Source organism: Rania fehmarnensis (assembly GCF_056494185.1).
On the sequence record NZ_CM151398.1, the window covers coordinates 131,357 to 154,691 of the forward strand.

The 23,335-nt window shown below is 56.8% G+C and carries 20 protein-coding genes; 8 read left to right on the forward strand and 12 right to left on the reverse strand.

Annotated elements, in window-relative coordinates; genetic code table 11:
- Positions 1-33 precede the first annotated feature (33 nt).
- Together acpP and fabF are read left to right on the forward strand one after the other, a co-directional pair.
- A complete protein-coding gene (acpP, locus tag SH573x_RS00445) occupies positions 34-273 on the forward strand; it encodes an acyl carrier protein (RefSeq protein ID WP_479352318.1) in 240 nt (79 codons plus the stop codon).
- A 338-nt stretch (positions 274-611) separates the two neighbouring features.
- Positions 612-1,850 (forward strand): beta-ketoacyl-ACP synthase II, encoded by a 1,239-nt coding sequence (gene fabF, locus SH573x_RS00450; RefSeq protein WP_479352319.1) that lies wholly within the window; start codon positions 612-614, stop codon positions 1,848-1,850.
- Between the two features lie 583 nt (positions 1,851-2,433).
- Here fabF and mtnC read toward each other — a convergent pair.
- A complete protein-coding gene (gene mtnC, locus SH573x_RS00455) occupies positions 2,434-3,159 on the reverse strand; it encodes an acireductone synthase (protein WP_479352320.1) in 726 nt (241 codons plus the stop codon).
- A 23-nt stretch (positions 3,160-3,182) separates the two neighbouring features.
- Complete coding sequence (locus SH573x_RS00460; RefSeq protein ID WP_479352321.1) at positions 3,183-3,815, reverse strand: 1,2-dihydroxy-3-keto-5-methylthiopentene dioxygenase; 633 nt, start codon at positions 3,813-3,815, stop codon at positions 3,183-3,185.
- Between the two features lie 440 nt (positions 3,816-4,255).
- On the opposite strand from SH573x_RS00460, the gene SH573x_RS00465 reads away from it, so the two are divergent.
- Positions 4,256-5,824: a 2-isopropylmalate synthase gene (locus SH573x_RS00465; protein WP_479352322.1), complete on the forward strand. Its 1,569-nt coding sequence runs from the start codon at positions 4,256-4,258 to the stop codon at positions 5,822-5,824.
- 26 nt (positions 5,825-5,850) lie between these two features.
- Here SH573x_RS00465 and SH573x_RS00470 read toward each other — a convergent pair whose 3' ends face one another.
- From SH573x_RS00470 to SH573x_RS00480, 3 genes are all read right to left on the reverse strand, one after another.
- Entirely contained in the window at positions 5,851-6,690 is an 840-nt protein-coding gene (locus SH573x_RS00470; protein ID WP_479352323.1) for an MBL fold metallo-hydrolase, read from the reverse strand.
- A 207-nt stretch (positions 6,691-6,897) separates the two neighbouring features.
- The gene (locus tag SH573x_RS00475) at positions 6,898-7,710 is read right to left on the reverse strand and encodes a segregation and condensation protein A (RefSeq protein ID WP_479352324.1); all 813 of its coding nucleotides are present in this window, start codon (positions 7,708-7,710) and stop codon (positions 6,898-6,900) included.
- Positions 7,711-7,778: 68 nt separating this feature from the next.
- Positions 7,779-8,228, reverse strand: coding sequence for a hypothetical protein (locus SH573x_RS00480; RefSeq protein WP_479352325.1), 450 nt, complete (start codon positions 8,226-8,228; stop codon positions 7,779-7,781).
- 228 nt (positions 8,229-8,456) lie between these two features.
- Here SH573x_RS00480 and SH573x_RS00485 point away from each other — a divergent pair, with 228 nt between their 5' ends.
- Complete coding sequence (locus SH573x_RS00485) at positions 8,457-9,368, forward strand: hypothetical protein (RefSeq protein ID WP_479352326.1); 912 nt, start codon at positions 8,457-8,459, stop codon at positions 9,366-9,368.
- Between the two features lie 138 nt (positions 9,369-9,506).
- On the opposite strand, the gene SH573x_RS00490 is transcribed toward SH573x_RS00485, so the two are convergent.
- The 4 genes from SH573x_RS00490 to SH573x_RS00505 all read right to left on the reverse strand — a co-directional run bounded on the left by SH573x_RS00490 (position 9,507) and on the right by SH573x_RS00505 (position 12,351).
- Complete coding sequence (locus tag SH573x_RS00490; RefSeq protein ID WP_479352327.1) at positions 9,507-10,274, reverse strand: SDR family NAD(P)-dependent oxidoreductase; 768 nt, start codon at positions 10,272-10,274, stop codon at positions 9,507-9,509.
- Between the two features lie 17 nt (positions 10,275-10,291).
- On the reverse strand, positions 10,292-11,095 hold the full coding sequence (locus SH573x_RS00495; protein WP_479352328.1) for a hypothetical protein: 804 nt from the start codon (positions 11,093-11,095) through the stop codon (positions 10,292-10,294).
- A gap of 121 nt (positions 11,096-11,216) precedes the next feature.
- Positions 11,217-12,029 (reverse strand): TatD family hydrolase, encoded by an 813-nt coding sequence (locus SH573x_RS00500; RefSeq protein WP_479352329.1) that lies wholly within the window; start codon positions 12,027-12,029, stop codon positions 11,217-11,219.
- A gap of 64 nt (positions 12,030-12,093) precedes the next feature.
- A complete protein-coding gene (locus tag SH573x_RS00505) occupies positions 12,094-12,351 on the reverse strand; it encodes a hypothetical protein (RefSeq protein ID WP_479352330.1) in 258 nt (85 codons plus the stop codon).
- Positions 12,352-12,572: 221 nt separating this feature from the next.
- Here SH573x_RS00505 and SH573x_RS00510 point away from each other — a divergent pair, with 221 nt between their 5' ends.
- From SH573x_RS00510 to SH573x_RS00520, 3 genes are all read left to right on the forward strand, one after another.
- Positions 12,573-14,186: a HEAT repeat domain-containing protein gene (locus SH573x_RS00510; RefSeq protein WP_479352331.1), complete on the forward strand. Its 1,614-nt coding sequence runs from the start codon at positions 12,573-12,575 to the stop codon at positions 14,184-14,186.
- Complete coding sequence (locus SH573x_RS00515) at positions 14,180-14,605, forward strand: hypothetical protein (RefSeq protein WP_479352332.1); 426 nt, start codon at positions 14,180-14,182, stop codon at positions 14,603-14,605. Before SH573x_RS00510 ends, SH573x_RS00515 begins: the two co-directional genes overlap by 7 nt.
- A gap of 530 nt (positions 14,606-15,135) precedes the next feature.
- The gene (locus SH573x_RS00520) at positions 15,136-17,055 is read left to right on the forward strand and encodes a GMC family oxidoreductase N-terminal domain-containing protein (protein ID WP_479352333.1); all 1,920 of its coding nucleotides are present in this window, start codon (positions 15,136-15,138) and stop codon (positions 17,053-17,055) included.
- Positions 17,056-17,178: 123 nt separating this feature from the next.
- On the opposite strand, the gene SH573x_RS00525 is transcribed toward SH573x_RS00520, so the two are convergent.
- Together SH573x_RS00525 and SH573x_RS00530 are read right to left on the reverse strand one after the other, a co-directional pair.
- The gene (locus SH573x_RS00525) at positions 17,179-19,218 is read right to left on the reverse strand and encodes a M13 family metallopeptidase (RefSeq protein WP_479352334.1); all 2,040 of its coding nucleotides are present in this window, start codon (positions 19,216-19,218) and stop codon (positions 17,179-17,181) included.
- A gap of 132 nt (positions 19,219-19,350) precedes the next feature.
- Positions 19,351-20,163, reverse strand: a complete 813-nt coding sequence (locus SH573x_RS00530) for an NIPSNAP family protein (protein ID WP_479352335.1) — start codon at positions 20,161-20,163, stop codon at positions 19,351-19,353.
- A 125-nt stretch (positions 20,164-20,288) separates the two neighbouring features.
- On the opposite strand from SH573x_RS00530, the gene SH573x_RS00535 reads away from it, so the two are divergent.
- Positions 20,289-21,050: a phytanoyl-CoA dioxygenase family protein gene (locus SH573x_RS00535; RefSeq protein ID WP_479352336.1), complete on the forward strand. Its 762-nt coding sequence runs from the start codon at positions 20,289-20,291 to the stop codon at positions 21,048-21,050.
- Between the two features lie 1,005 nt (positions 21,051-22,055).
- Here the strand turns inward: SH573x_RS00535 and SH573x_RS00540 are convergent.
- Positions 22,056-23,207, reverse strand: coding sequence for a hypothetical protein (locus SH573x_RS00540; protein WP_479352337.1), 1,152 nt, complete (start codon positions 23,205-23,207; stop codon positions 22,056-22,058).
- Positions 23,208-23,335 lie beyond the last annotated feature (128 nt).

The window sequence follows — 23,335 nt, forward strand, 5'->3', positions numbered from 1 at the left end:
TCAGTACATAAGAAATCTTTTGGGAGTTATTACATGGCATCCGTTGAGGAACGCGTGATCGACATCGTCGCCGAGCAACTAGGGGTTGAGAAGGACAAGATCACTCGCGAAACGCACTTCGTGAACGATCTGGGTGCCGATTCGCTCGACACGGTTGAACTGGTTATGGAGTTGGAAGAAGAGTTCGACATCAGCATTCCGGAAGATCAGGCTGAAAAAATCCAACGCGTAGGCGAAGCCATCGAGTACATCGAAAAAGAGCAGGCCAGCTAAGCGTCCGGTTGAGGCGCTCTGAAACTGTTGTATCCGAGGCCGCTATGGTCTTGGACCCTTTCTAGAGGCCTCTGGTGAGTGAACGCTTTTGGCAGGATCGCAGAGCAGTTGTCCAAAACAATTGCTTTGCGTAGTGCTGCCTTAGGATGCCGTCTAAATATTGACTCCGGTAGTCGACGGACCGCATAGGATGTGGTCGTGACTTATTGGAGCAATTGTGATAATGGACTATCGCAGCCTGTCGCGCGAGCGCGGGCAATCATGACCCGCCGCGTAAGCGCGGGCTTCTCCTCTAGAAACACCCGAACACCCCATCGACCAGAGTATAAAGAATTAGCATGAAACGCCGCGTGGTTATAACCGGCATGGGCATTGTCACTCCGTTGGGCCAGGAAGTCCCCGAGGTTTGGAACAGCGTTCTTGCGGGCCAAAGTGGTATCCACCGCTTGAGTGTTATCAACCCTGCGCCTTACAAGGTGCAGGTGGCCGGCGATATTCCCGGCTTTGATCCGGGCAGTTGGGTTGACCCCAAAGATCACAAGCGTCTCGATCGCTTTACGCTCTTTGCCATGGTGGCAGGCGGCAAAGCCATTCAAGATTCCGGCTTGGACTTCTCCAAAGAAGATCCGTACCGCGTGGGTGTCATTCTCGGCTCTGGCATCGGCGGTTTATCCGAAATCGAAATCCAAGTGGAACGCTTGCTCAGTAAAGGGCCGGACCGCGTCAGCCCGCTGACTATTCCCAAGCTGATGCTCAACGCTGCCGGCGGGAACCTTTCGATTCGTTATGGTTTGCGCGGCCCGAACTATACTGTGGCGACTGCTTGTGCCAGCGCGACCAATGCCATGGGTGATGCGCTCAAGACGATTCAGTATGACGATGCAGATGTAGTGGTCACCGGTGGCACCGAGGCGGCCATTACCGCCATGGGCTTGAGTGCCTTTCAGAACATGAAGGCTCTATCCGACCGCAACGACGCTCCTCATCTAGCCAGTCGTCCGTTCGATATCGGCCGCAATGGATTTGTTCTCAGCGAAGGTTCGGGCATATTGGTCTTTGAAGAGATCGAGCACGCCCGGGCACGCGGCGCCAGGATTTATGCGGAGGTACTTGGTTACGGAGCCAGCGGCGATGCAGGGCACATCACTCAGCCTGACCCGGAAGGCTGTGGAGCAGCCCGCGCCATGCAGAATGCGCTGCGCGATGCGAAGTTGCCGGTCGACCAGATCGATTACATCAACGCTCACGGCACGAGCACGCCGTTAGGCGATAAAGCCGAGACGCAAGCCATGAAGGCAGTCTTCGGCCAGCACGCGCGCACGGTGGCTATCTCGAGCACCAAAGGGCATCTGGGCCACGCACTGGGCGCCAGTGGCGGCATCGAGATGATTTTGACCGCTTTGGCTGTCCACAACAACATCGTGCCTCCTACGATCAATTTGACTGATCCGGATCCCATGTGCGATCTGAACTACACGCCGATCCATCCCGTGGATCGCCAGATCACCCGCGCCATGAACAACAGCTTCGGCTTCGGCGGCCACAACGCTAGCATTATCTGCGGCAAAGTTCTGTAGAGCGGCTGTCCCCAGCCGCTTAGCACCCTCTAACCCAGCCACTTCCGACCGGACGTCTGTCCCCCGTCGCGCGCGGGGACAGAGCACGTGCACTGGAGCGGCGAGCAATGCGAGCAAAACCGCGCGGGGTCTGACCCCGATCGTAGAGCGGCTGTCCCAGCCGCTCCGCACCCTCTAACCCAGCCACTTCCGACTCAACGTCTGTCCCCCGTCGCGCGCGGGGACAGAGCACGTGCACTGGAGCGGCGAGCAATGCGAGCAAAACCGCGCGGGGTCTGTCCCCGATCGTAGAGCGGCTGTCCCCAGCCGCTCCGCACCCGCTAACCCAGCCACTTCCGACTCAACGTCTGTCCCCCGTCGCGCCCGGGGACAGAGCACGCGCACTAGAGCGGCGAGCACTGCGAGCAAAACACCGCGGGTCTGTCCCCGATCGTAGAGCGGCTGTCCCCAGCCGCTTAGCACCCGCTAACCCAGCCACTTCCGACCGGACGTCTGTCCCCGTCGCGCCCGGGGACAGAGCACGAGAGCACGTGCACTGGTGCCGGCGAGCATGCCAGCAAAACACCGTGGGCACTCTACGACGCTACTGGAAACTGGTCGTTTGTGGCCAGCTCTGGGTGAGTGGAGAATTGCCGGGGCGCACGCTGGCTAGCACGGCCAGGCCAGCGGCTTGGGCAGCAGCTAACTCGGGTTCCAGATCGCTGATAAAGAGAATCTCGTGAGGGGCCAGGCCCCAGTCGGACGCGATGCGGGCGTAACTGGTCGCCTCGCGTTTGACGCCACTGGTCGTATCGTAATGACCGCTGAATAGATGCAGGCAATCACCGTGGCCATCGAGGTGACCAAAGAAAAGTTTCTGCGTAGCGATCGAACCCGATGAATAGATGCGTACGTCGATGCCTGCTGCACGCCAGGCCTTGATCGCAGGCAAGACGTCCGGATAGACGTGAGCCTTCAACTCGCCAGAGCGAAATCCGCTTTCCCAAATGATGCCCTGCAGAGCCTTCAGCCCCGTGATCTTGGCATCAGCATCCATCAGTTCGATGATTCGCTGCTGGCAGGCCTCCAAAGCCGATTCCGGCTCCACCCCGCGGCGGTCCAGCCACTGATCCCAGCTCGGCTGGCCATCATCTTGGGCGATCAGTTCGCGCACGCGGTCCATGTCGGCCGAATGCCAATGGGACCGCAAGTAGTTGGACAGGTGCGCGCGGACAAACGGAAACATCACATCGTGGACAAAAGAAATGCTGGACGTCGTGCCTTCGATGTCCAGCAAAACACCGCGAATCTGGGAGTCGAGTTGTAGCATGATGGGATCTGAAATTTCTATTCTCAGATCTTGATAACCGAAGCCACTTGGTTTTCGGCCTGGACGTATTTAGGTCCAAAGCACAACGCTTCGTAGCGGCTGTGAACTCCATCAGCCACGTATTCAGGAGTCCAACCCGCGGCGTCTTCGAACAAGCGAATACAACGAATGGTGCGTTCAGCACACAGGTTGAACCAGTGCCTGGTACCGCAGGGCACGTTGATCAAGTCGCCTGAGGAAACTTCCACTGCGAACACTGGTCCGTTATCGGGATGAATGTGGAACACGCCACCACCAGCGACGGTAAACCGAACTTCGTCTTCGGCGTGCGTGTGCTCTTTATCGAACTTGGCCAGCATGGCATCCAGGTTCGGCGTGTCGGGTTTGACGTTGATCACATCAGCAGTGACAAAGCCGCCACGAGCCTTCAGCGATTCGACCTCGGGAGCAAACTCGGCCAAGATCTGTTCGTTGGTGGCGTCGGCTGGCAAACGCTCGGCAACCGGCCAGTTTTCATACCAGATACCATAGGGAGCCAAAAAGTTGCGGATTTCGGTGACGTCAGTGATCGATCGATTTTCGTCTGGGATTACGACGCGAGCCATTTGGGCACCTGCCTGGGAGTTGGTTTGGGCTTCCAGCCTGCATTGTGGCATAGGCTTCCAGCCTGTGTCTTTCGGAACCGCCGCTAACGCGGTCGGCTTAGTTTGTGGTGGCCAGCCGGATGCCGGCGGATCGGTCTAACTTACGCGAAACAGACGCTTTCTGCAAACAGGTGCGTGTCCACTTGACAAGAACGCGAGTGCGACATTATTGTGTTCTACAGTTATTACCTTTGGCCGACCAATAAATTAATCCATGATTGCACTGCAAATTTCCCTTAGCATCCTACTTGCTCTCGCACTCGCACCAGGCGGGTAAGCGAACCGGGGAAGCGTCTGCAGCAATCAGACCATCAGCTCACAGAATCCAAACCCCGGCGCTTGCCCACAAGCGTCGGGGTTTTTTTGTTTTCGTGTTCAGTTTTTCGAGTTTCAAAGTTTTGGTGTTCTAAGCCGAGCGACTGGGAACAGTCGCTCTACAAGAAAGAGAGATCATGACAGCCACTCCTGCGGAGCGTCGCATTCGAATCTTCGACACGACCTTGCGCGACGGCGAGCAATCGCCGGGCGCCAGTATGAACCTGGCCGAAAAACTCGAAGTGGCTCATGCGCTTACCGAACTGGGAGTCGATATTATCGAAGCCGGCTTTCCCATCGCCTCGCCCGGCGACTTCGAAGCGGTCGAAGCGATCGCGAACTCCGTTCGCGGCGTAACCGTCTGCGCCCTGGCTCGCTGCAATAACGCCGACATCGAACGCGCTTACCAGGCAATCAAAGGTGCACCCCAACCACGCATTCACGTCTTCCTGGCCACCAGCGCCATTCATCGCCAGTTCAAGCTCCGCATGAATGAAGACGAGATCGTCGCCCGCGCGATCGAAGGCGTCAAACTGGCGGCGCAGTTTTGCGACGATGTCGAGTTCTCGCCCGAAGATGCCGCCCGCACCGAACACGATTTCCTGTGCCGCGTGGTCGAAGCAGCCATCGATGCCGGAGCGACGACAATCAACATTCCAGACACAGTCGGCTACACCACGCCCGATGAAATGTTCGCTCGCATCCGCCTCTTGATCGAGCGCGTACCCAATATGCACAAAGCCGTGTTGAGCACCCACTGTCACGATGACTTGGGACTGGCCGTGGCCAACTCGCTAGCCGCCGTGGCTGCCGGTTGTGGTCAAATCGAATGCACGATCAACGGCATCGGTGAACGAGCCGGCAATTGTGCATTGGAAGAAGTGGTCATGGCGCTGCGCACGCGCTATGAAATGTTCAAATGCACCACCGGCGTCAATACCCAACGCCTGGTACCCACCAGCCGTTTGCTCAGCAAGATTACCGGCCTGGAAGTACAACGCAACAAAGCGATCGTTGGACGTAACGCCTTCGCGCACGAATCGGGCATCCATCAAGATGGCATGCTGAAAGAACGAAGCACTTACGAAATTATGCGGCCCGAAGATGTCGGATTGTCGAAGACCGACCTGGTGCTGGGCAAGCACAGTGGTCGAGCTGCCTTGGCCGATCGCGCGCGAGCCCTGGGCTTTACGATCAGCGCTGAACAGTTGCAGACGGTCTTCGAACGTTTTAAAGATTTGGCCGACAAGAAGAAAGATGTCTACGACGGCGATATCGTAGCCTTGATCCAAAATGTTATCTCGGGCGAAGTGGAACAGAGCTGGACGCTGGTCAAGTTTGAAGTCTCCAGCGGCACCGGTCGCTCGCCGCGCGTCTCTTTGACTCTGGCCCACAATGGTCAAGAGTATTCGCAAATGGTCGAGCAAGGTGATGGCCCGATCGATGCTGCCTTCTGGGCCGTAGAACGCATCACCGGACTGAAAGTGGTCTGTCGCGATTACCGCGTACGCAGTGCCACCCTCGGTCGCGATGCTCAAGGCGAAGTGCAAGTCGAAGTGGAATACGAAGGCCAAATCATCAAAGGTGTCGGCGTTTCGACCGATACGGTCGAGTCAACCATTCTGGCCATGCTGAACGCCATCAATCGCATCGCCACGGTCAAGTCAGTCGCCAGTCGCTTGACGCCTACCGAAGCAGGAATTTGAGAACTTTGAAGTTTGAAACCTACAATCTACAACCACAACTTCAGTCGGCCACCTAGCATTTCGGGCAAGCGTTTCTTCACCCAGCGTTCAATCTGCCGGGTGTTGTAACGCACGCTGAAATGGCCCGCGATGATCAGTTCATTTTCGAATCGATCAGCCCGGGCCACGAAGTCGTCCAAGTGCATGTGGCCGTACTTGTGGATCTTCTCCTTGCGATGACCTGGCGCCACAAAACTCATCTCGGTGATCAGTACTTGAGCCCGATAGAAGTCCAGATTGTTATCCAGTCCGGCAGGCGACGTGTCGCCGGTGTAGGCCACCAGCGGTAAACGCATTTCCGTGGTGATCTCGACACCCGAATTTTTCAGATCGCGAATTTGGGGTCCGGCAAGCGATAGATACTCGGGCTTGAGCTTCTTACGCCGCTCCCAAACGATGTAACCCACGCTGGGGATCGTATGCACGGTCCGGTGTACGGTCATTACTAGTTCGCGCGACAGTTCCAGCTCTTGTCCAGCCACCACGCCGACCAATTGGCACGGCAAGCGCCCGCGGTCCAAACGACTGAAAACCTTCAGCAGCATCTCGATGGACTTGACTGCCTCTTCGGGGACGTAAATGGTGGGCGGTTCCATCTTCATCATTCGTCGGCGGGCGATGTGCACAGCCAAAGCCGCTACGTGGTCCAAGTGCACATGGCTGATCGCCAGCGAAGGAATGCTCATGAAATCCCACGGATGCGCTCCCGCATCGAAAGCCATCCGCAGTTCAGGAATGCGCCAATAGCTCTGCACAGCGGCGCGCGAGTAGCCTTCGATGGTCAAAGCACCATGGCGGTGCGACAAAATGGGAGCGTTATCAAGCATGGGCTACGATTATTCACAATCTGGCCGCGGGCGGTAGTGTGGCACAGGCTCCAGCCGTTGTGGCATAGGCTTCTAACCTGTGTGGCATAGGCTTCTAGCCTGTGTACTTCTCAGGGTATTACTCCAACCTTGGAGGGGGCCAGCTAGGGAAAGACACAGGCTGGAAGCCTATGCCACAAGCTACACAGGCTGGAAGCCTATGCCACATTAGCGTGGAGTCACTGGCATGTTCGAGTTCATGACGCGTTCGAATGACAGATTGTCGATCTGATGCACGTCCAATTGGCGTTTGAACTCGGGGCCTGCCAGCAGATAGAGAGGTTGGCCAGCGTCTTTTTGTTCGGTACTCAGACCGTAATGTCGGGCTAATTCCAGAGTTGCCAGGAACATAGCGACTAGCGAGCTCTTGTGCATGCCGGCTTCGAACAGGCTACCCAGTTCAACGCGCGGCTCGCTGAGCACACGCTGATGGATACGCTGCATGTATACATGGATGGGCGTATCATCTTGAATGACATTGGCCTGCGGTGGGGCTTCGCGTTCGCGCAGGATTCTTCCAAAAGCGCTGACCAAGTCCCAGACTTCGATCGATTCGATTGGCTGCGTCCCGGGATCGAGTTTCCGCGGCGGTAAATCGTCGGACATGCGAGCATAACGCAATTGCCAACGTCTGGAGTTTTCGTCCAGCAAACTGGCTGCGTCGCGAATGCGTTTGTAGTCGACCAGGCGCTGCACCAGTTGATCGGTCGGATCTTCAATCGATTGTTCTTCTTCCGCCTGGGCTGTTTCCGAGGTGGGCACGGCCTCTTTGGCCTTCATCTCGATCAGAATGCTAGCAATCTCTAGAAACTCAGCCACGTCGTCCAAGTCGAGTTCGACCAGGACTTCGAGGTAATCGAAATACTGCTGAGTGAGTTTGTTGAGCGATATCTGGGCCAGCGGCAGCTCTTCGCGCCGGACCAGGTGCAGCAGCAGTTCCAACGGCCCGCTGTAGATATCGGTTTCCACAGAGAATGACATGTCGCCACCATCGCAAAGTTTGCCGGCGGCAGCAAGATCAACCTGGGAGGGCTACTTGGGCTATAGGGCTACTTTTCTCCGGCTGGATGGACCCACAGGTCGTTGGTGTCGGGATGATATTTATAGACTTGGCCCTCGGGCAATTCGGGCAGATTGATGTTGTTGGCTTTGACGATGCGGGTCATGAACTCTTCATGCGTTTTGGGGAAGTTGCCTTTTTCAGCTTGATAGAGATTCATGGCTTGCGGAATCTGAATTTCAAAGACCACCCGTTGTCGGACAGCGAACAGCGAGATGGCCGGCTGGACGATCATCCGATCGACGCTTGAAGAATTTTTGAGGCTCTGTCCTTGCTTGCCAACACCTGCTTCGGCTTTGATTGGAGCGGGCGGCGGGGCGGGGGCAGCCGGTGGAGCCGCCGGCTGCGTAACTGGTGGAGGTGGTGGCGGTTCACATCCAGCCAGAGCGATCACGGCAGCCAGCCAGGCTCCAGTTTTCCAACGCGCAGTTTGCACCATCGTTTAGTCTCCCAGCATCGATTGCCATGGCAAAGTTGTTCGCTTCGTACCCGTCCGTCAAGGGCCGCTCGTCTGCATCATGATAACAAGGAACGGCTGCGGTCGCTCGAATTGGTTCCCAGGTGTAAAATGGTCGTAGCGGAAGTTGTCAAAGCTTTCGAATCGCACAGCCAGCTCCAGCGAACGTTCTCAAACTGACGCATCCCCAAGCCAAACAGTAAATCATCCATGCCGAGAAAATCCAAATGGTCGACGGTGCTTGTCGTGCTGGCTGCGCTGGGGTTGGTTTTAGGGCCGGTACTGGTGCCGCGCGAGATTGCGCGGTGGTATTTGGCGGCGGCACAGAATGCGTTCCGCATAAAGAACTCGGTCTTGGCTGAACACTATCTGCAGAAAGCGGTCGCATGGGATGAGGGCATCAAAGAGGATGCCGATTACTGGATCGCCCAGGTGCCGGCTGAATTACAGAACGCCGACCAACTGCTGGACTTGATAGAGAAAGCCGTGATGAGCGATTCCCGCTGGGCACCTAAAGCGGCTGAGGCCTCGCAGGTGTTGGCCGAGGATCATGATTATCAACGGGCCGTGCGGGCGTTGAAGATTGCCTTTCTCCATCAGCGTCCCAGCACCGCGATCGGTTTAAATCAGTTGGCCTACTATCGATCGCTGGCCGGATTGGAACTGGATGAAGCCCTGAAAGATATAGAGGAAGCGATCTCGCGCACGATCAATGGCGCCGACCTGGACGACGTTCTGCGCACCGACCAGGTCGAGCGTCCCGGCGAGCTGGGCGGGTATTTGGACACCAAAGCCTGGATTCTGCACGGCCTGGGCCGCGACCTGGAAGCGCTCGGCTATATGCAAAAGGCGGTCAGCTATACCGAGAAGGATCATGAGCTGCGTGGGACGAAGTTGCCGGAGCCCTTGAGCGAAGAAGAACTCGAGAAAGCCGACAAATACGACAACGTGAACGTTGCCATTCGCGAAGCCACTCGCCGTTTAGGGGTTAGCTTTAACCTGGCCGTGCTGCGCTACCATCGACTAAGCATTTTGGAAGCCCTCGGCCGTACAGCCGAAGCCGACGCTGACCGCCAATGGCTCGAGGAGCGTGGCGTACCAATCGTCGATGAATTGTTCTAGTGTCTCCTTTCGCTCCGCGAAAGGAATGCTAATCCTCAAGCACAAACCACGAATTAATTTATATATCAACTAAATAGTTGCTATTCAAAGTAAGCTCGCCTTTCGCGGAGCGAAAGGAGACTTTGTGGCGAACTACATTTAGTAATCCAGGGCGGCGCCGCCGTCGGCTTCGATGCCTTGGCCGGTGACGAAGCTGGCATCGTCGCTGGCCAGGAACAGGCAAACGCGGCCGATCTCCGCGGGCTGAGCCATGCGGCCGAGCGGTTGCAATTGCTCGATACGCTCGAGGGCACTTTGTGGATCGGCCAGCGTGTTGGCCCAAGCTCGCATCAGCGGCGTGTCGACATTGCTAGGCAAAACTGCGTTGACGCGAATGCCTGCGGCTGCGACTTCCAGCGCCAGGGCTTTAGTGAAACTGAGCTGGGCACCTTTGCTGGCTGCATACGCGGCCGAGTTCTTTTGCCCCAGCACGGCCGTCATGCTGCTCATGTTGATGATTGAGCCGCGGGTCTTGCGCAGATGGGGCAGGGCGGCTTGGCTGGCCACATAGGTGCTGAAAAAGTTGACCGCAAACACGTGTTGAGCGTCCGCTAGTGGCATTTGATCCAGCGGCGTGTCGGGGGGATGAATACCGGCGTTATTGATCAAGCAATGCAATTGTCCGAAGTGATTGACCGTGTCCTCGATCACCTTCTGCAAGCTGGCGGCTTGAGCGACATCGCAGGCAAAGGCGATGGCGCTATTTGGTCGTAGCTGATTGAGCTGCCCGGCCAATTTTTCGGCTGCTCCGGCGTCGCGATCGATGATGGCGACGCAGGCACCTTCGGCATGAAAGACTTCGACACATCCGCGACCGATGCCGGCTGCACCACCGGTCACTAAGACAACTTTATTGTGAAATCGCATCGAGGCCTGCACTGAGTTCAGGGCTTCTTGGGAGGAGGAGCTTGACGTGCCTTCAGATTTTGACGAATTCGCTGCTCAATGCTAGGCTCCTCGAACAAAAAGTATTCGCCCAGCAGTTCCTCGGCGGCCCGACGCTGTTCGGTTGAAAGTTCCGCAAACAGTTTGGCTTGAGCGGCAGCGCGGATCTTGGCGATGGCCGCACGGGTTTCGGCTTCGACCAGAGCAGCTTTTTCCGCCAGGTGTTGCTTTTGATTGTCGACGACTCCGATATCTTTGCCCAAGCGGCCATCGGTCAGCGATTCGGCCATGCCAATTTTGGCGATCTCGACCTGATAGGCCAATTGGCGGATGCGTTTGAGTTGCTCGGGCAAGAGAATTTCTTCGAGGGCCGCCTCTGATTGTTTGCGATTCTCGGCGATCAGCTCCATCAAGCCAGCGTCCTTGAGTGACCGGCCCGCTTTGAGTGATTCACGCACCATGTCGCTCATGCGTTTGTTGGACTCACCGGCAATACGTTTGGCGCCTTCCTGTTGCTCGGGAGTCAACTTCAGTTCGCGTTGAATGGAACTGTTTTCTAGCAGACCGAAGAGGGCTGATTTGTTGTTGGGATCGACGCCGCCGATACCCCCGAAATTGCTGAAGCCGACGCCTCCGCTACCGCTGCTGAAGACAGCCGCGCCGCCCTCACCGCCTGCGCCGCCAGCTACACTGACGACCTCGACAGCCCCAATAGTTACATCTTCTTGGGCTAAAGCGGGAACGCCAGCCGCACAGGCCAGACAGCCCAGCGCATACAGACTACGTGAAATGCCAGAGAACATATTCGGGCTCCAAGAAATGAAATGGGTGTTCGAGCGTGCGACTTCCGTTACCGCACCAACCGATTTGTTGCTGGTAATTCTGTCGCATTTGCCATTATCAAGCGTGGGCGGCGATGTCGATTCAGTCGCGTGGTTTGAAATTGAACTGTTTGCTCTGCGAGAAAAACCGGACTGGGTTTTCGTACACGACTTGGCGAATGAACTTTTCGCTATGACCGCGGCGGCGCAGTTCCAGAATCAAGTCGGGAACAGCGGTCGGCTTGCTGGGGCCCCAATCGCCGGCTGAGTTGGCCATGAGGCGATCGGAACCATACTTTTCGATCATATCGGCCGCGCGTTGGGGAGTGCATTTGGTGATCGGATACAGAGTCATCCCGGCCCAAAAGCCTTTGTCCAAGACATGCTTGACGGTATGTTCTTCGACATGGTCTACCAGCACGCGACTGGGATCGACGCGCGAGTCGCCCAGCAACATATCCAGGATCATGCGCGTGCCTTGGTATTTGTCTTCCAGGTGAGGCGTGTGAATCAGGATCTGCTGATTATGGCGCACGGCCAGATCGACATGCTCGAGAAAGATGGTGGCTTCGTTGCGAGTGTTTTTGTTGAGCCCGATTTCGCCGATGCCCAGCACGTTGGGTTTGTCCAGGAACTCGGGGATCATGGCGATGACTTCGCGCGACAACGAAACGTTTTCAGCTTCTTTGGCGTTGATGCATAACCATGTGAAATGTTGGATGCCGTACTGAGCGGCACGGCGCGGTTCGAAATCGGTTAGCTGACGAAAGTAATCGCGAAAGCTCTCGACGCTGCCGCGATCAAAGCCGGCCCAAAAGGCGGGCTCACTCAGCGCGACGCAACCCATCTTGGCCAGCGTTTCGTAGTCATCGGTCGTGCGCGAGACCATATGGATATGCGGATCGACAAAGTACATCTCAGTATCCTCGATTCCTGTTTGTGCCCTAATTCCCAATTGGAGGCGCTTGGTTTGAGTCAGACTATACACCAAAGCTCTGGCGCCACTGGGCGGAATACTCTCGGCTGAACAACAACTGAATTTGTTCGGCGCGGGCGGTGGGCTGCGTGGCTTGATTGTTCAAGATGGCGAATCCTTGCTGGAGCAATTGCATTTGAGGATGCTCTTGCATGTGGCCGCCGGCCCGTTCGATGCGGTCGAGCGTGGCTGCCAGCTCCAGGATCTTGGCGCGAGCCAGCAGGAACTCCTGTTGCAAAATCTGTTCAGCGGTTTGAGGCATGATTTCAAATTTCGGATTTAAGCTTCAGACGGTAATCTCTGGCAACTGTGACAATCCCTTTATTCTACTTGCAAATTGCTCCTCCGATAATCCAGCCTGTAACGCCTGTGACACTTGGTGACTGTATCGATCTTGGATCAATTGCTGATCTTTGACTGGGATGGCCGTAAGGCTTGAGCTACGTTTCGGCAGCATCCAACTCAATCGGGGGACCAAGGCCGATGCCCATCACTTCACTTTTTCCACGTCAGCAGACCTTTGACGTGCTGGCTCAGACCCGCAATCCACTGGCGGCCAGTGCGTTGGCCGTTGGTTTGGACTCCAACACGGATGAGTTGAGGGCCAAGTGCGTCAAGTTGTTGCTTGCACGTCCGGAACCGGCTGCCCATGAAGCCATAGTGTCGCGTTGGGCCAAGCTCGATGCGCACACGCGTAGCGGGTTAGGCAAGAACACATTCGAACTCATACCCGCCAGCCGCAAACTGTTGAAAAGCGGTTCACCGACTCATCAGCAGGCTGCCTTGGCCGCAATTGGCGAACTGGACATGACGTCCGCCATGCCAGACCTGATCATGCTCGCGTTAGAAAAGACTAGCGCGCTGAACGAAACAGCCATGCACACGTTGATGGCCATGTGCGAGCGTTGGGGCCAGAAGGCGCGTAGTGGTAGCGATGTGCCGAGCGTGCGTTCACCGATGCTCGATGCGCTCTCGCGGGCCATTCATGAATATCCCATGCATCAGAACAACGAATTGGTCGATGCTTGGTTGAGCCTGGTGACATGGGAAGATTCCGCGCAGCGGGCGATCATCAACGACCCAGTTCATCCGGCGTTCCGAGCCGTGCAGTCGCGATTTTGGGAAAGCCGACGCCCGATGGTGATGCAATTGCTGGGCGGTTACTTGTGGCGCTCTTCAACGCCCAAGTCAGTGCTGAGCATCTTGTGTGATCGCGAGGATCCAGAGCTGGCGATCAACATCGCTAACATTCTGAACGATAACTTGTTGACTGCGGCCGTGCGTCGCCTGCGCGAGCTGCCGCAATTGGCTTCTCTGGGCGGCCTGTCGGTGCAGCCAGCCGGCGTGACGCCTGAAGTTCAGCGTCGCTTGTGGTTGATGATGGCCGCCAGTAGTACGACGGTCGAACCGGTACTGACGGGCGCAGTGGCGATGTCCAAGCTGGGGACAGCCGAAGGTCGTCGCCTGGGTGCAGAGATTGTTCGCACCTGCCGACGCCGCGACATCGATAGCCTGGTTCAGTACATGCAATACGCGGCAGCCAACCCGGATGACAAGCATTGTGTCGGTGCCCAACTGCAGACGATCTTCGGTTGGCTGGATAGTCCATCGACGGTGCTGAAGGCGGCCGCTCAAGACTTCTTTGCCGATTTCACCTTGCAGCGTTTCTTGGACATCATTCGGCAGTGGCCGGCACCCATGTGCCGCGTGATGGCGCAAATCGTCAAGCGCATGGAACCCGATGTGGTACCCCAGGTCTTGAAGGCTCTGGAGAGTCCCGCACCCAAGCGACGCATTATGGCACTGCAAGTCATTCGTTTGATGGACTTGTCGGGCCAGATCAAGGATCGCTTACTGCCGCTAGTGGACGATGGTCGAGTTGAGGTTCGCGTGCCGGCGATCGACTTATTGGCTGCTCTTGGAGCGCCGGAGCTAGTTGGCATGTTGCCGGATCTGCTAAACGATCCGACCACGGATGTGCAGGATGCGGCATTGCGGGCCAAGCGTCGCTTGGACCGTCGACGCAAAGCGACTGCCTCGCCGCTGGTTCTACCCATCGCACAACCTCATTCTGGAAGCGAGGCTGCCTCGTGTTAATGATCATGATCACGTTGGTACATGTGAAGCTGCCATGGCTCGGTCTGCTGTTGGCGGCTTCGGCCAAGCGTAGCTCGATATCGATGGGAACAGTTGTTCTCATGCTAGCAATTGGTTTGGCAGCCGGCCTGGGCTTGGTGGCCTACTTTTTGATTCGAGGTCAAAAGCCAACGCCGGAGAGTTTAGCGCGCAGCTTGTTTCGTGAGTTAAGCCGAGCCCATCAGTTAAGCGGTAGCCAAAGTCATTTGGTCTGGCATCTGGCCAAGCTGCTGAAGTTGCCCTGTCCGGCGACGCTCTTCGTCGATAGCTCAGCCTGGCGCATCCCCGAGGGTGACCTCGACAAGCGGGATTGGGACAAGCTGCAAAAGATCCACAAGACTCTTTTCCAAGCCCCCAACGTCGCCCGCAGCCAAGCGTAGAACGTCTGTCCCCAGACTCGCGCCCGGGGACATACACCGCGCCACCGGACTTCGTTGCTCCGCACGGATGCGCACGTGCTCTGTCCCCCGCGGGAACCAGGTTTGAAGATGCATGCTCAGAGGGTGCTGAGCGGCTGGGGACAGCCGCTCTAGAGCCTGGGGTCTGTCCCCGGGATCGACCGGGGACGGACCACCGGTTGATTTGCTAGCACGATAGTGGAAAGGCTCTTACGGATGCGCACGTGCTCTGTCCCCCCGGGGAAACCAGGTTTGAAGATGCATGCTCAGAGGGTGCTGAGCGGCTGGGGACAGCCGCTCTACGGTCCTACGGTCCCGGGGTACGGTCCGGGGGACAGACCCCGGGTTGTTTTGCTAGCGTGATTGTGCTCAATCGAGCTGCGAGATTGGGCGAAGCGGATAACTTGCGCGTCGTTGGTTAATTTCGGCAACTGGCTGGTAAGACGCGTGACGATATGACTGCTGGAAGAAGCGTCGATTATGCCCGCCCGCCCAACTGTGAGACTCTGCCGATGAAGTCACAGCCGAAGACTTCCAACGAGTCGTCTACTCAGCCATCGTCCACCCCAGCCATCACCAGGCGGCAGGCGATCTCTTCTATCGCGGCTGCAACGCTAGCATTACCAGTTGTGGGACAGGCGCCTAACGCGCAGGCCAATGGGCCCCTGGCGACGATCTCGGCACGCATGGAACGACGCACCACCAGCCTCACCTGGCTCAAGCAGGCTGCCATGGCGGATTATGCTAGCAACATGGCTAGGTTCGGGGGACGATTGGCATGTCCCATTGCGAGCTTGATGATGCCCGCGGCGAGGTCTGTCCCCTGGCAGTTTGATGTGGTGGTGGTGGGTTCGGGATACGGGGCTGCGGTCATGGCGGCGCGACTGGCCAGGCGTATGCGGCCCGGCGGAAGACTAGCTATCATCGAGCGCGGACAAGAATGGGTGCCAGGCACCTTTCCGGATCGAGTCAATGACATGATCGATGCGTCGCGGAATCGCTTGTTCATTAAGACCAGCGAAATTCGCAATCCGCTCGGACTCTTTAACGTCCGCCAGTTCAAAGAAATCAGCGTGCTCAGCGGGACCGGCCTGGGCGGTTCATCGCTGATCAATGCTAGCGTCGCAATTCGCCCGGACTTAGAAGTTTTTCACCAACCAGTCTGGCCAGCACCGCTGCGAGATCGGATGTTTCTCGACCCCTACTATGATCGAGCCGAATGGGAACTGGGCACCGCCCGCGAGCCGCACGATTGGTCCGACAAGATGCGCTCGCAACGACTGGCTGTCGAACGTCTGCGTGACTGCGGCGCCCACTTCGAAGCGGCTGCGCTGACGCTAACTCGTTCGGCCGGATGTGGCGGTTTGCCGGTCATCAACCGTCAGGGGCTGACCCAGCGCGGTTGCATCGACTGCGGCGATTGTCTGAATGGTTGCAACGTGGGAGCCAAGAATACGCTGGCCATGAACTACTTGCCGATGGCTCGCGCGGCCGGCGCAGAGATCTATACGCAAACCGAAATTCATCATATCGACAAGTGTCCGGGCTTTTACAAACTCCAAGCAGTCCATTACCCAGGCAACGCAGACCAAGCCCAGCCAGGCCTGCCGCTCGAGATCACCGCCCGCGTCGTAGTGCTGGCCGCCGGTAGCCTGGGCTCAACCGAAATCCTGATGCGTTCAGCCGGTAGCCTGGCCGTGTCCAATACGATTGGTTCGCGCTGGACCGGCAACGGAGATGCCCTCGGTTTCATCCAACGCACACAAGTACGTACCGGCATCCAAGGCTTCGGTGCTTATCCAGACGGAAACGCGCCCGTCGGTCCGACGATCCAAACCAACGTCACCTATCCCACGCGATCCGATCTGCGGTACCGCGTGCTAATCCAAGAGGGCGCTGCCACTCGCGCCTACGTCAATGCGATGTCGGTCCTTATGCAAGACCTCGACCTATCGAACACGCAAGTTCTACTGGGCATGGGGCACGACGGCGCCGAAGGTCGCATCAGCCTGGAGAAAGATCAAGCCAGGCTGGATTGGCCCGGTCTGACCGACAGCAGTTATCGACAATTGATTCGTCAAGAGTTTCGCCGACTGGCCGATGCCCATGGCGGCGACTACAAGTTCTTGAAGATCTTCGGCGACAAGATGATCTCGGTCCATCCGCTAGGCGGTTGTGGGATGGGCGATTCAGCCTACACCGGAGTCGTCAATCACAAGGGCCAGGTCTTTGATGCCGCCTGCGGAGGTGACATCGATCCAGTCACCGCCGCGCCACGCGTGCATCCGGGCCTGTATGTGTGCGACGGTGCCATGTTGCCCACGTCGATCGCCTGCAATCCGCTGCTGACGATTAGCGCTCTGGCTGAACGCACCAGCGAATTGCTGACAATGGAACCCGAGTTTGCTGATCTGTTCGACTGCAAACTATAGAGCAACCGGTGCTCAGTTGGACAGCGTCACTTTTCACTGGGTAGCCTCCGTCGACAGACGGTGGACTTTCATGGCGACGAAATCCACCGCTTGGCAGCGGTGGCTACCTAGAATCGCGAAGCACTACCAAATGCGCACGCGCTTTTCAGGTGCAATGTACATAGGATCTTCGGGCTTGATGTTAAAGGCCGAATAGAAGGCGTCCATGTTCGAGACGATGCCGTTGACTCGATACCGACTGGGCGAGTGAGGATCAGCCAACAAACGTTTCCGCAGCTCAGGCTCGCGATACAGTCGACGCCAGACCTGAGCCCAGCCGCAGAAGAAGCGTTGATCGCCAGTGAGTCCATCGATCACAGGAGCGGGCTGGCCGCCAAGCGAATTCTTGTAAGCCGTATATGCAAAGTTTAATCCGCCCAGATCGCCAATGTTTTCACCCAGCGTCAGCTCGCCGTTGACACTCATGTCTTCGAAAGGTCGATACGTGTTGTACTGGGCGATCAGTTCCTTGGCTCGACGTTCGAACTCGTCGCGATCCTCGATGGACCACCACTTGCGCAAGTTGCCATCCCCATCATACTGACTGCCTTGATCATCGAAACCATGGCTAAGTTCGTGACCGATCACGGCCCCGATACCGCCATAGTTGGCTGCATCATCCGCGGCCATATTGAAAAACGGTGGTTGCAAAATGGCTGCGGGAAATACGATCTCGTTCATCAGCGGGTTGTAATAGGCGTTGATCGTTTGCGGCGTCATCAACCATTCGGTACGATCGATCGGCTCTCCCAACTTGGCAAACTGCCGAGCGACTTCGAAGGCGGCCGAATTCATCATGTTGGCGACGATGGAACCTTCTTCGATCTTCAGCTGGCTGTAGTCTTTCCACTTGTCGGGGTAGCCGATCTTCGTCGTGAACTTGGCCAGCTTCTGGCGAGCTTGCACTTTGGTGGCGGGGCCCATCCATTCCAGTGCATCAATGCGCTGACCAGCGGCTACTTTAAGATTCTCGACCAACTGCAACATACGAGCTTTGGCTTCGGGGGCAAAGTACTGTTCTACATATAGCTTGCCGACCACTTCGCCCAGCGCTTGATTGGTGGCTTCCACACCGCGACGCCACATCGGTTTTTGTTCAGCCACACCGCTGAGCGTCTTTTCATGAAATTCAAAGTGCCGCTTCTCCAGCTCTTCGGTCATGATAGGCGCGTACGCATCAATTACTTGATATGTAAAGTAATTCTTCCAAGTCTCCATCGGAGTGGATTCGATCAGCTTGGCCAGGCCTTCGATGAAGCTGACCTGCTGAACGATCGCAGAGGATTCTTTGTCAAAGCCCATGCCACTGACGAACTTGGGCCAGTTCAGCGCAGGCAGATCGCTTGCCAGGTCCGTATGATTCTTCTTGTTGTAAGTGGCCACCGGATCACGGTTCTGGACATTGGTCCATTGAATTTCTGCTAGCTGAGCTTCTAGTTCATAGACCGCTTGAGCTTTTTGCTCGGCATCGGCAACTCCGGCGGCGGTCAGCATGTCGCGTGTGTAGGCTCTCAGGGCCGACTGCATGGATTGGTTGGTATCGTCCGACTTCAGGTAGTAATCGCGGTCGGGCATCGACAGTCCAGACTGGCCCACATAGACCGCATACTGTTCACTTCGCCGGGCATCGGGCTCGACATACACACCCAGCACTGTACCCACGCCCTGGCGATACAAAGTGGCCGCCAGCGGCAAGACCTCGTGTTTGTCTTTGAGCGCTGCCACCGTCTCGAGTAGTTTGGCGATCGGCTTGATGCCCGCCGCGTTGCGCTGTTGGATGTTCGTATAGTTGCGAAAGAACGTGCCGACTTTCTGGCGATCGCTGCCGGGCGTGGCATGCTTGTCAGCGGCTGCCTCTTCGATGATCTTGCGCACCGCAGCCAAGGTATCGTCGTCGAGTATCGAGAAGGCACCGTAGTTGGAACGATCGGCCGGGATTTGTGTACTCTTCAACCAGCCATCATTGATGTACTCGTAAAAGTCTTGACCTGCCGCGCTGGCCTGGCTGATGTTCGACATGTCGATGCCGGAGCTCAGCTTAGGTTCCTGAGCCTGGACGGAGGTCACCATCGTTGAGGTTAGACTCAGCATGGTCACCAAGAGTACTTGAATCGATTTGCGCATAGTAAGTTTCATAAGGACAATAAAATTTCGTCGAAGTTGACGTTGTAATAGTGCATCGAAAGCCTTGACGGCTTCCGCTACGGGACGAAAGCCTTGACGGCTTCCGCTACGAAATATAAGTGTAAGTGTTGGCTATAACTGGGAATAGGCTGCGGGCACCCAGTTGCTCTTGTGGATCTTGCTGACGGTGCCTTTGTACTTGGCAACTTCTTTGAGCACTTTCCAATCGGCATGCTCCTGAAAACGCTTCCAAGCGGCTGCCAGTTCGGTGGAGTTATCGTAGACGGTCATGTAGGTCAGATTGGGCATGCGGCTGCCCACGACGGCCTGGCCCATGAACACGGGCTGGATCTTGCAATCCAAGAAGATCGGCACTTCGCCCGAGTTGAACATCTCGACTTTCAAATGCCCCAGATGCTCGGTCGGGCTTTCGTAAACGCGCAGTTCGAACAAGCGTTCTTTACCAGCAGCTTTTTGCGGAGGCACCTTGACTTCAGGCCAGCTATCGAACGAGTGCAGTAGTTCACTGCTCACTCGGTCCAGTAGCGGTTGATCGCTGGGTGTCGCCAGGTAACTGGCGGCCGCTTTCTGGTAGTTGGCGTCGGCGGCGACGGTTTGGTTGGCGATCAGGAGCGTCTGGCTATCGGCCGCGGGCAAGAGCAGCATGACTTTGGGTTGGGAGGGCAGGATGCTATCGGGTTTGGCCGCTCCTGGAGCCGGCGCGGGTTGTTCGGCAGCCAGTTTGAAGGCACCAACGGGTTCGATCTTAAGACGGTTGAGAGTCGGAATCAGGGCATCGGCCGCATACTGGTCAAAGGCGGCTACAGCGACCTCATCTCTCAGTGTATAAGTCCGCAATTCGAGCACTTGTTTTTTCACAGGCTCGTCTCCCAGAGCGAAAGCTGGAAACAGGCAGGTAACTGCCAGAATGACAAGTGATTTCATGATAACTTCTTTCTAGCGCGGTCGCTCGACAACTGGAACTCGAGGTAGGAGTATGATACACCATCGATAGGCGTTACGAACTACCACAGGGCGCAGCCTGAAACGGCCGCTATGGGCTAAACGAAATGACTACTAACTACTATCAAGCTTCGATCGCCGATTGCGAACACTTTGATCTGGAAGGTTATGTACTCATTCCGCAACTGTTTGATGAGCGCGAAGCGGAAGCTCTGAGGGCCACGGCCCGCAGCGACGAGAGTTTGAAGGAACGGGCGACCACGCGCTCTGACGCCCAAGGTGGAACCACGACCTTGACGCTAGCCAACGAGTTGGGTAGCGATCTCTATGGGCGCATCGTGCGCAGTCGGCGCGTAGCCGAGAACATGTCGAAGTTCTTGCGAGATGAAGTCTATCACTATCATCACAAGATGATGTTGAAAGAGCCTTTCGTCGGCGGAGCCTGGGAGTGGCATCAAGATTATGGCTACTGGTACAACTACGGTTGCCTCTACCCGACGATGGCCAGCTGCTTTATCGCGGTCGATCGTGCCACGCGATCCAACGGTTGTTTGCAAGTGATTCCACGTTCGCATCATTTGGGCCGCATGGACCACGGCAAAGTCGGCGGACAGACGGGCGCCGATGCTGAGCGCGTGGTTGCAGTGCTCGAGCGTTTGCCGATTCAATACATCGAGATGGAACCAGGCGACGGCTTGTTCTTCCACGGCAACTTGCTGCATCGCTCCGATCAGAACACCAGCCCCGATCCGCGCTGGGCACTGATCTGTTGCTACAACACGCGCAAGAACGATCCGTACAAAGCATCGCGCCATCCCAGCTATTGCCCGCTAGAGTTGTTAGATGATGCCGAAGTGTTTCTCGTTTAACCCGTAGCCGCCAGGCGAGGAGCACCCGCTAACCCAACGCTGCGTTTACCTGGAGATCTTTGTGCTTAAGGGAGTGAGCTCCCGCTGCCAGATCAACTCCTGCGATTGCCTAGCCTGTCGGCTACGGGTTAAACGATGGAGCCACGGTTGTTTAACCCGTAGCCGCCAGGCGAGGAGCACCCGCTAACCCATCCCTGCGTTTACCTGGAGATCTTTGTGCTTAAGGGAGTGACCTCGCACTGCCAGATCAACTCCTTCGATAGCCTAGCCTGTCGGCTACGGGTTAAACGATGGAGCCACGGTTGTTTAACCCGTAGCCGCCAGGCGAGGAGCACCCGCTAACCCATCCCTGCGTTTACCTGGAGATCTTTGTGCTTAAGGGAGTGACCTCGCACTGCCAGATCAACTCCTTCGATAGCCTAGCCTGTCGGCTACGGGTTAAACGATGGAGCCACGGTTGTTTAACCCGTAGCCGCCAGGCGAGGAGCACCCGCTAACCCATCCCTGCGTTTACCTGGAGATCTTTGTGCTTAAGGGAGTGAGCTCCCGCTGCCAGATCGACTCCTTCGAGTGCCTAGCCTGTCGGCTACGGGTTAAACGATGGAGCCACGGTTGTTTAACCCGTAGCCGCCAGGCGAGGAGCACCCGCAAACCCATCCCTGCGTTTACCTGGAGATCTTTGTGCTTAAGGGAGTGAGCTCGCACTGCGATATCGACTACTTCGATTGCCTCGCCTTCGGCTACGGGTTAAGTTAAACGATGGAGCCACGGTTGTTTAACCCGTAGCCGCCAGGCGAGGAGCACCCGCTAAACCATCCCTGCGTTTACCTGGAGATCTTTGTGCTTAAGGGAGTGAGCTCCCGCTGCCAGATCGACTCCTTCGAGTGCCTAGCCTGTCGGCTACGGGTTAAACGATTAAGGTGAGCTCGCACTGCCAGATCAACTCCTTCGATAGCCTAGCCTGTCGGCTACGGGTTAAACGATGGAGCGTGCTCGTCTAGCCACCTACGGTTGAATAAGTGCCGCGGTATAGCCGAGGATATCACCACGCTGGGCGCAGAGTTTCTTCATCGTCTCGAAGCTACCCAAGCGTTCGCTCAGTTCGAGCATACTTGGAGCGATGCCCATCAAACGGGAATCGGGTGGGATGCGTTTGGCAAACTCTGCGATGGCTGCTTCGTGACGACCGACGCGTGAGAGCAGATCGACTAAGACTTCGACTGCAATATTGCCGTACGTGTTGCGATCGACCGATTCGGCTTTCTGCGTAAAGTAACGGATGCCGCCATCGACTTGTTCGCCCAACAATGCGCCAAAGAACGCAAGCGAAGCGGGATATAAATCGATGAACGGTTCTTCGCCCGGGTATTGAAATTGAGGATGCAAGTGTCGACCATACTGCGCCAGGTCGTAGGCTAGTTGTAGGGAATCTTTGTCATCGAGCACTCTGGCAAAGCGCACGGTCGAGGCCAGGTGCGTGGTATCAAGGTGGTAGGTGCCATCGCGCAGCAGCGTAGGCCTGGTGGCCAGAATGGCGGCCAAGGTGGTGCCTTCGGGCGGCTGGCCTTCGCGGCGAGCGATGTCGCTGCGCAGGTTCTCCAGCAGTTCGTGATGCACATGTTTTACCAACAGTGCAGCTGCAGCTTGCTGGTCGCGGCGCGGGCGGGCAGCGATGGCGGTTTCGAACAAGGTGATGCAGTTACACGTGCCCATGCGCTTGAGGGCCAGTTGATAACCGGCCGCCACGTCGACGGCCTCGTGCACCAGGATCTCCAGCAGTGCATCGACATTTTCGTCGTTGGGTTCGATTTGAGCTAAGGCCTTGGCCGCCAGAAGCTTGTCGCCCACCGGCCGCAAGTACATCCAGCCCTCGCGCACTTGCCCTTGTTTCATAAAGCCTTCACCCACCCGGCGGCAAGCATCCAACAAAGCTCGTTCGATCTTCAGTTCGGTTTCTTCGTCGAGCTGTTCATCGCGGATGGTTTGCGTAGGCACCAAGCCGAGATTCAGGCGAGATCGCATCTTGAGAGCTTCGAAGAGCTCGTGGTAACGATGTTCGGCTTCCAGCTGGTCGATCACGCGATCGAGGGCCGCACTGGGACCAGAGGTTTGGCAAAGTTCGGCCAATTGGCCGTACAGTTCCGCAGGTTGACTCATGAAGGTTTCTTTGGTGGGTTAACGCAAATGCAGCAGAGGTGGGCAAACGGATTCTGCGTCGGCCCCCTGGCACGACCGAGCGGAAAAGGCGACAACAGCAGGTGATTCCGCTGCCGGAACTGGAGTCA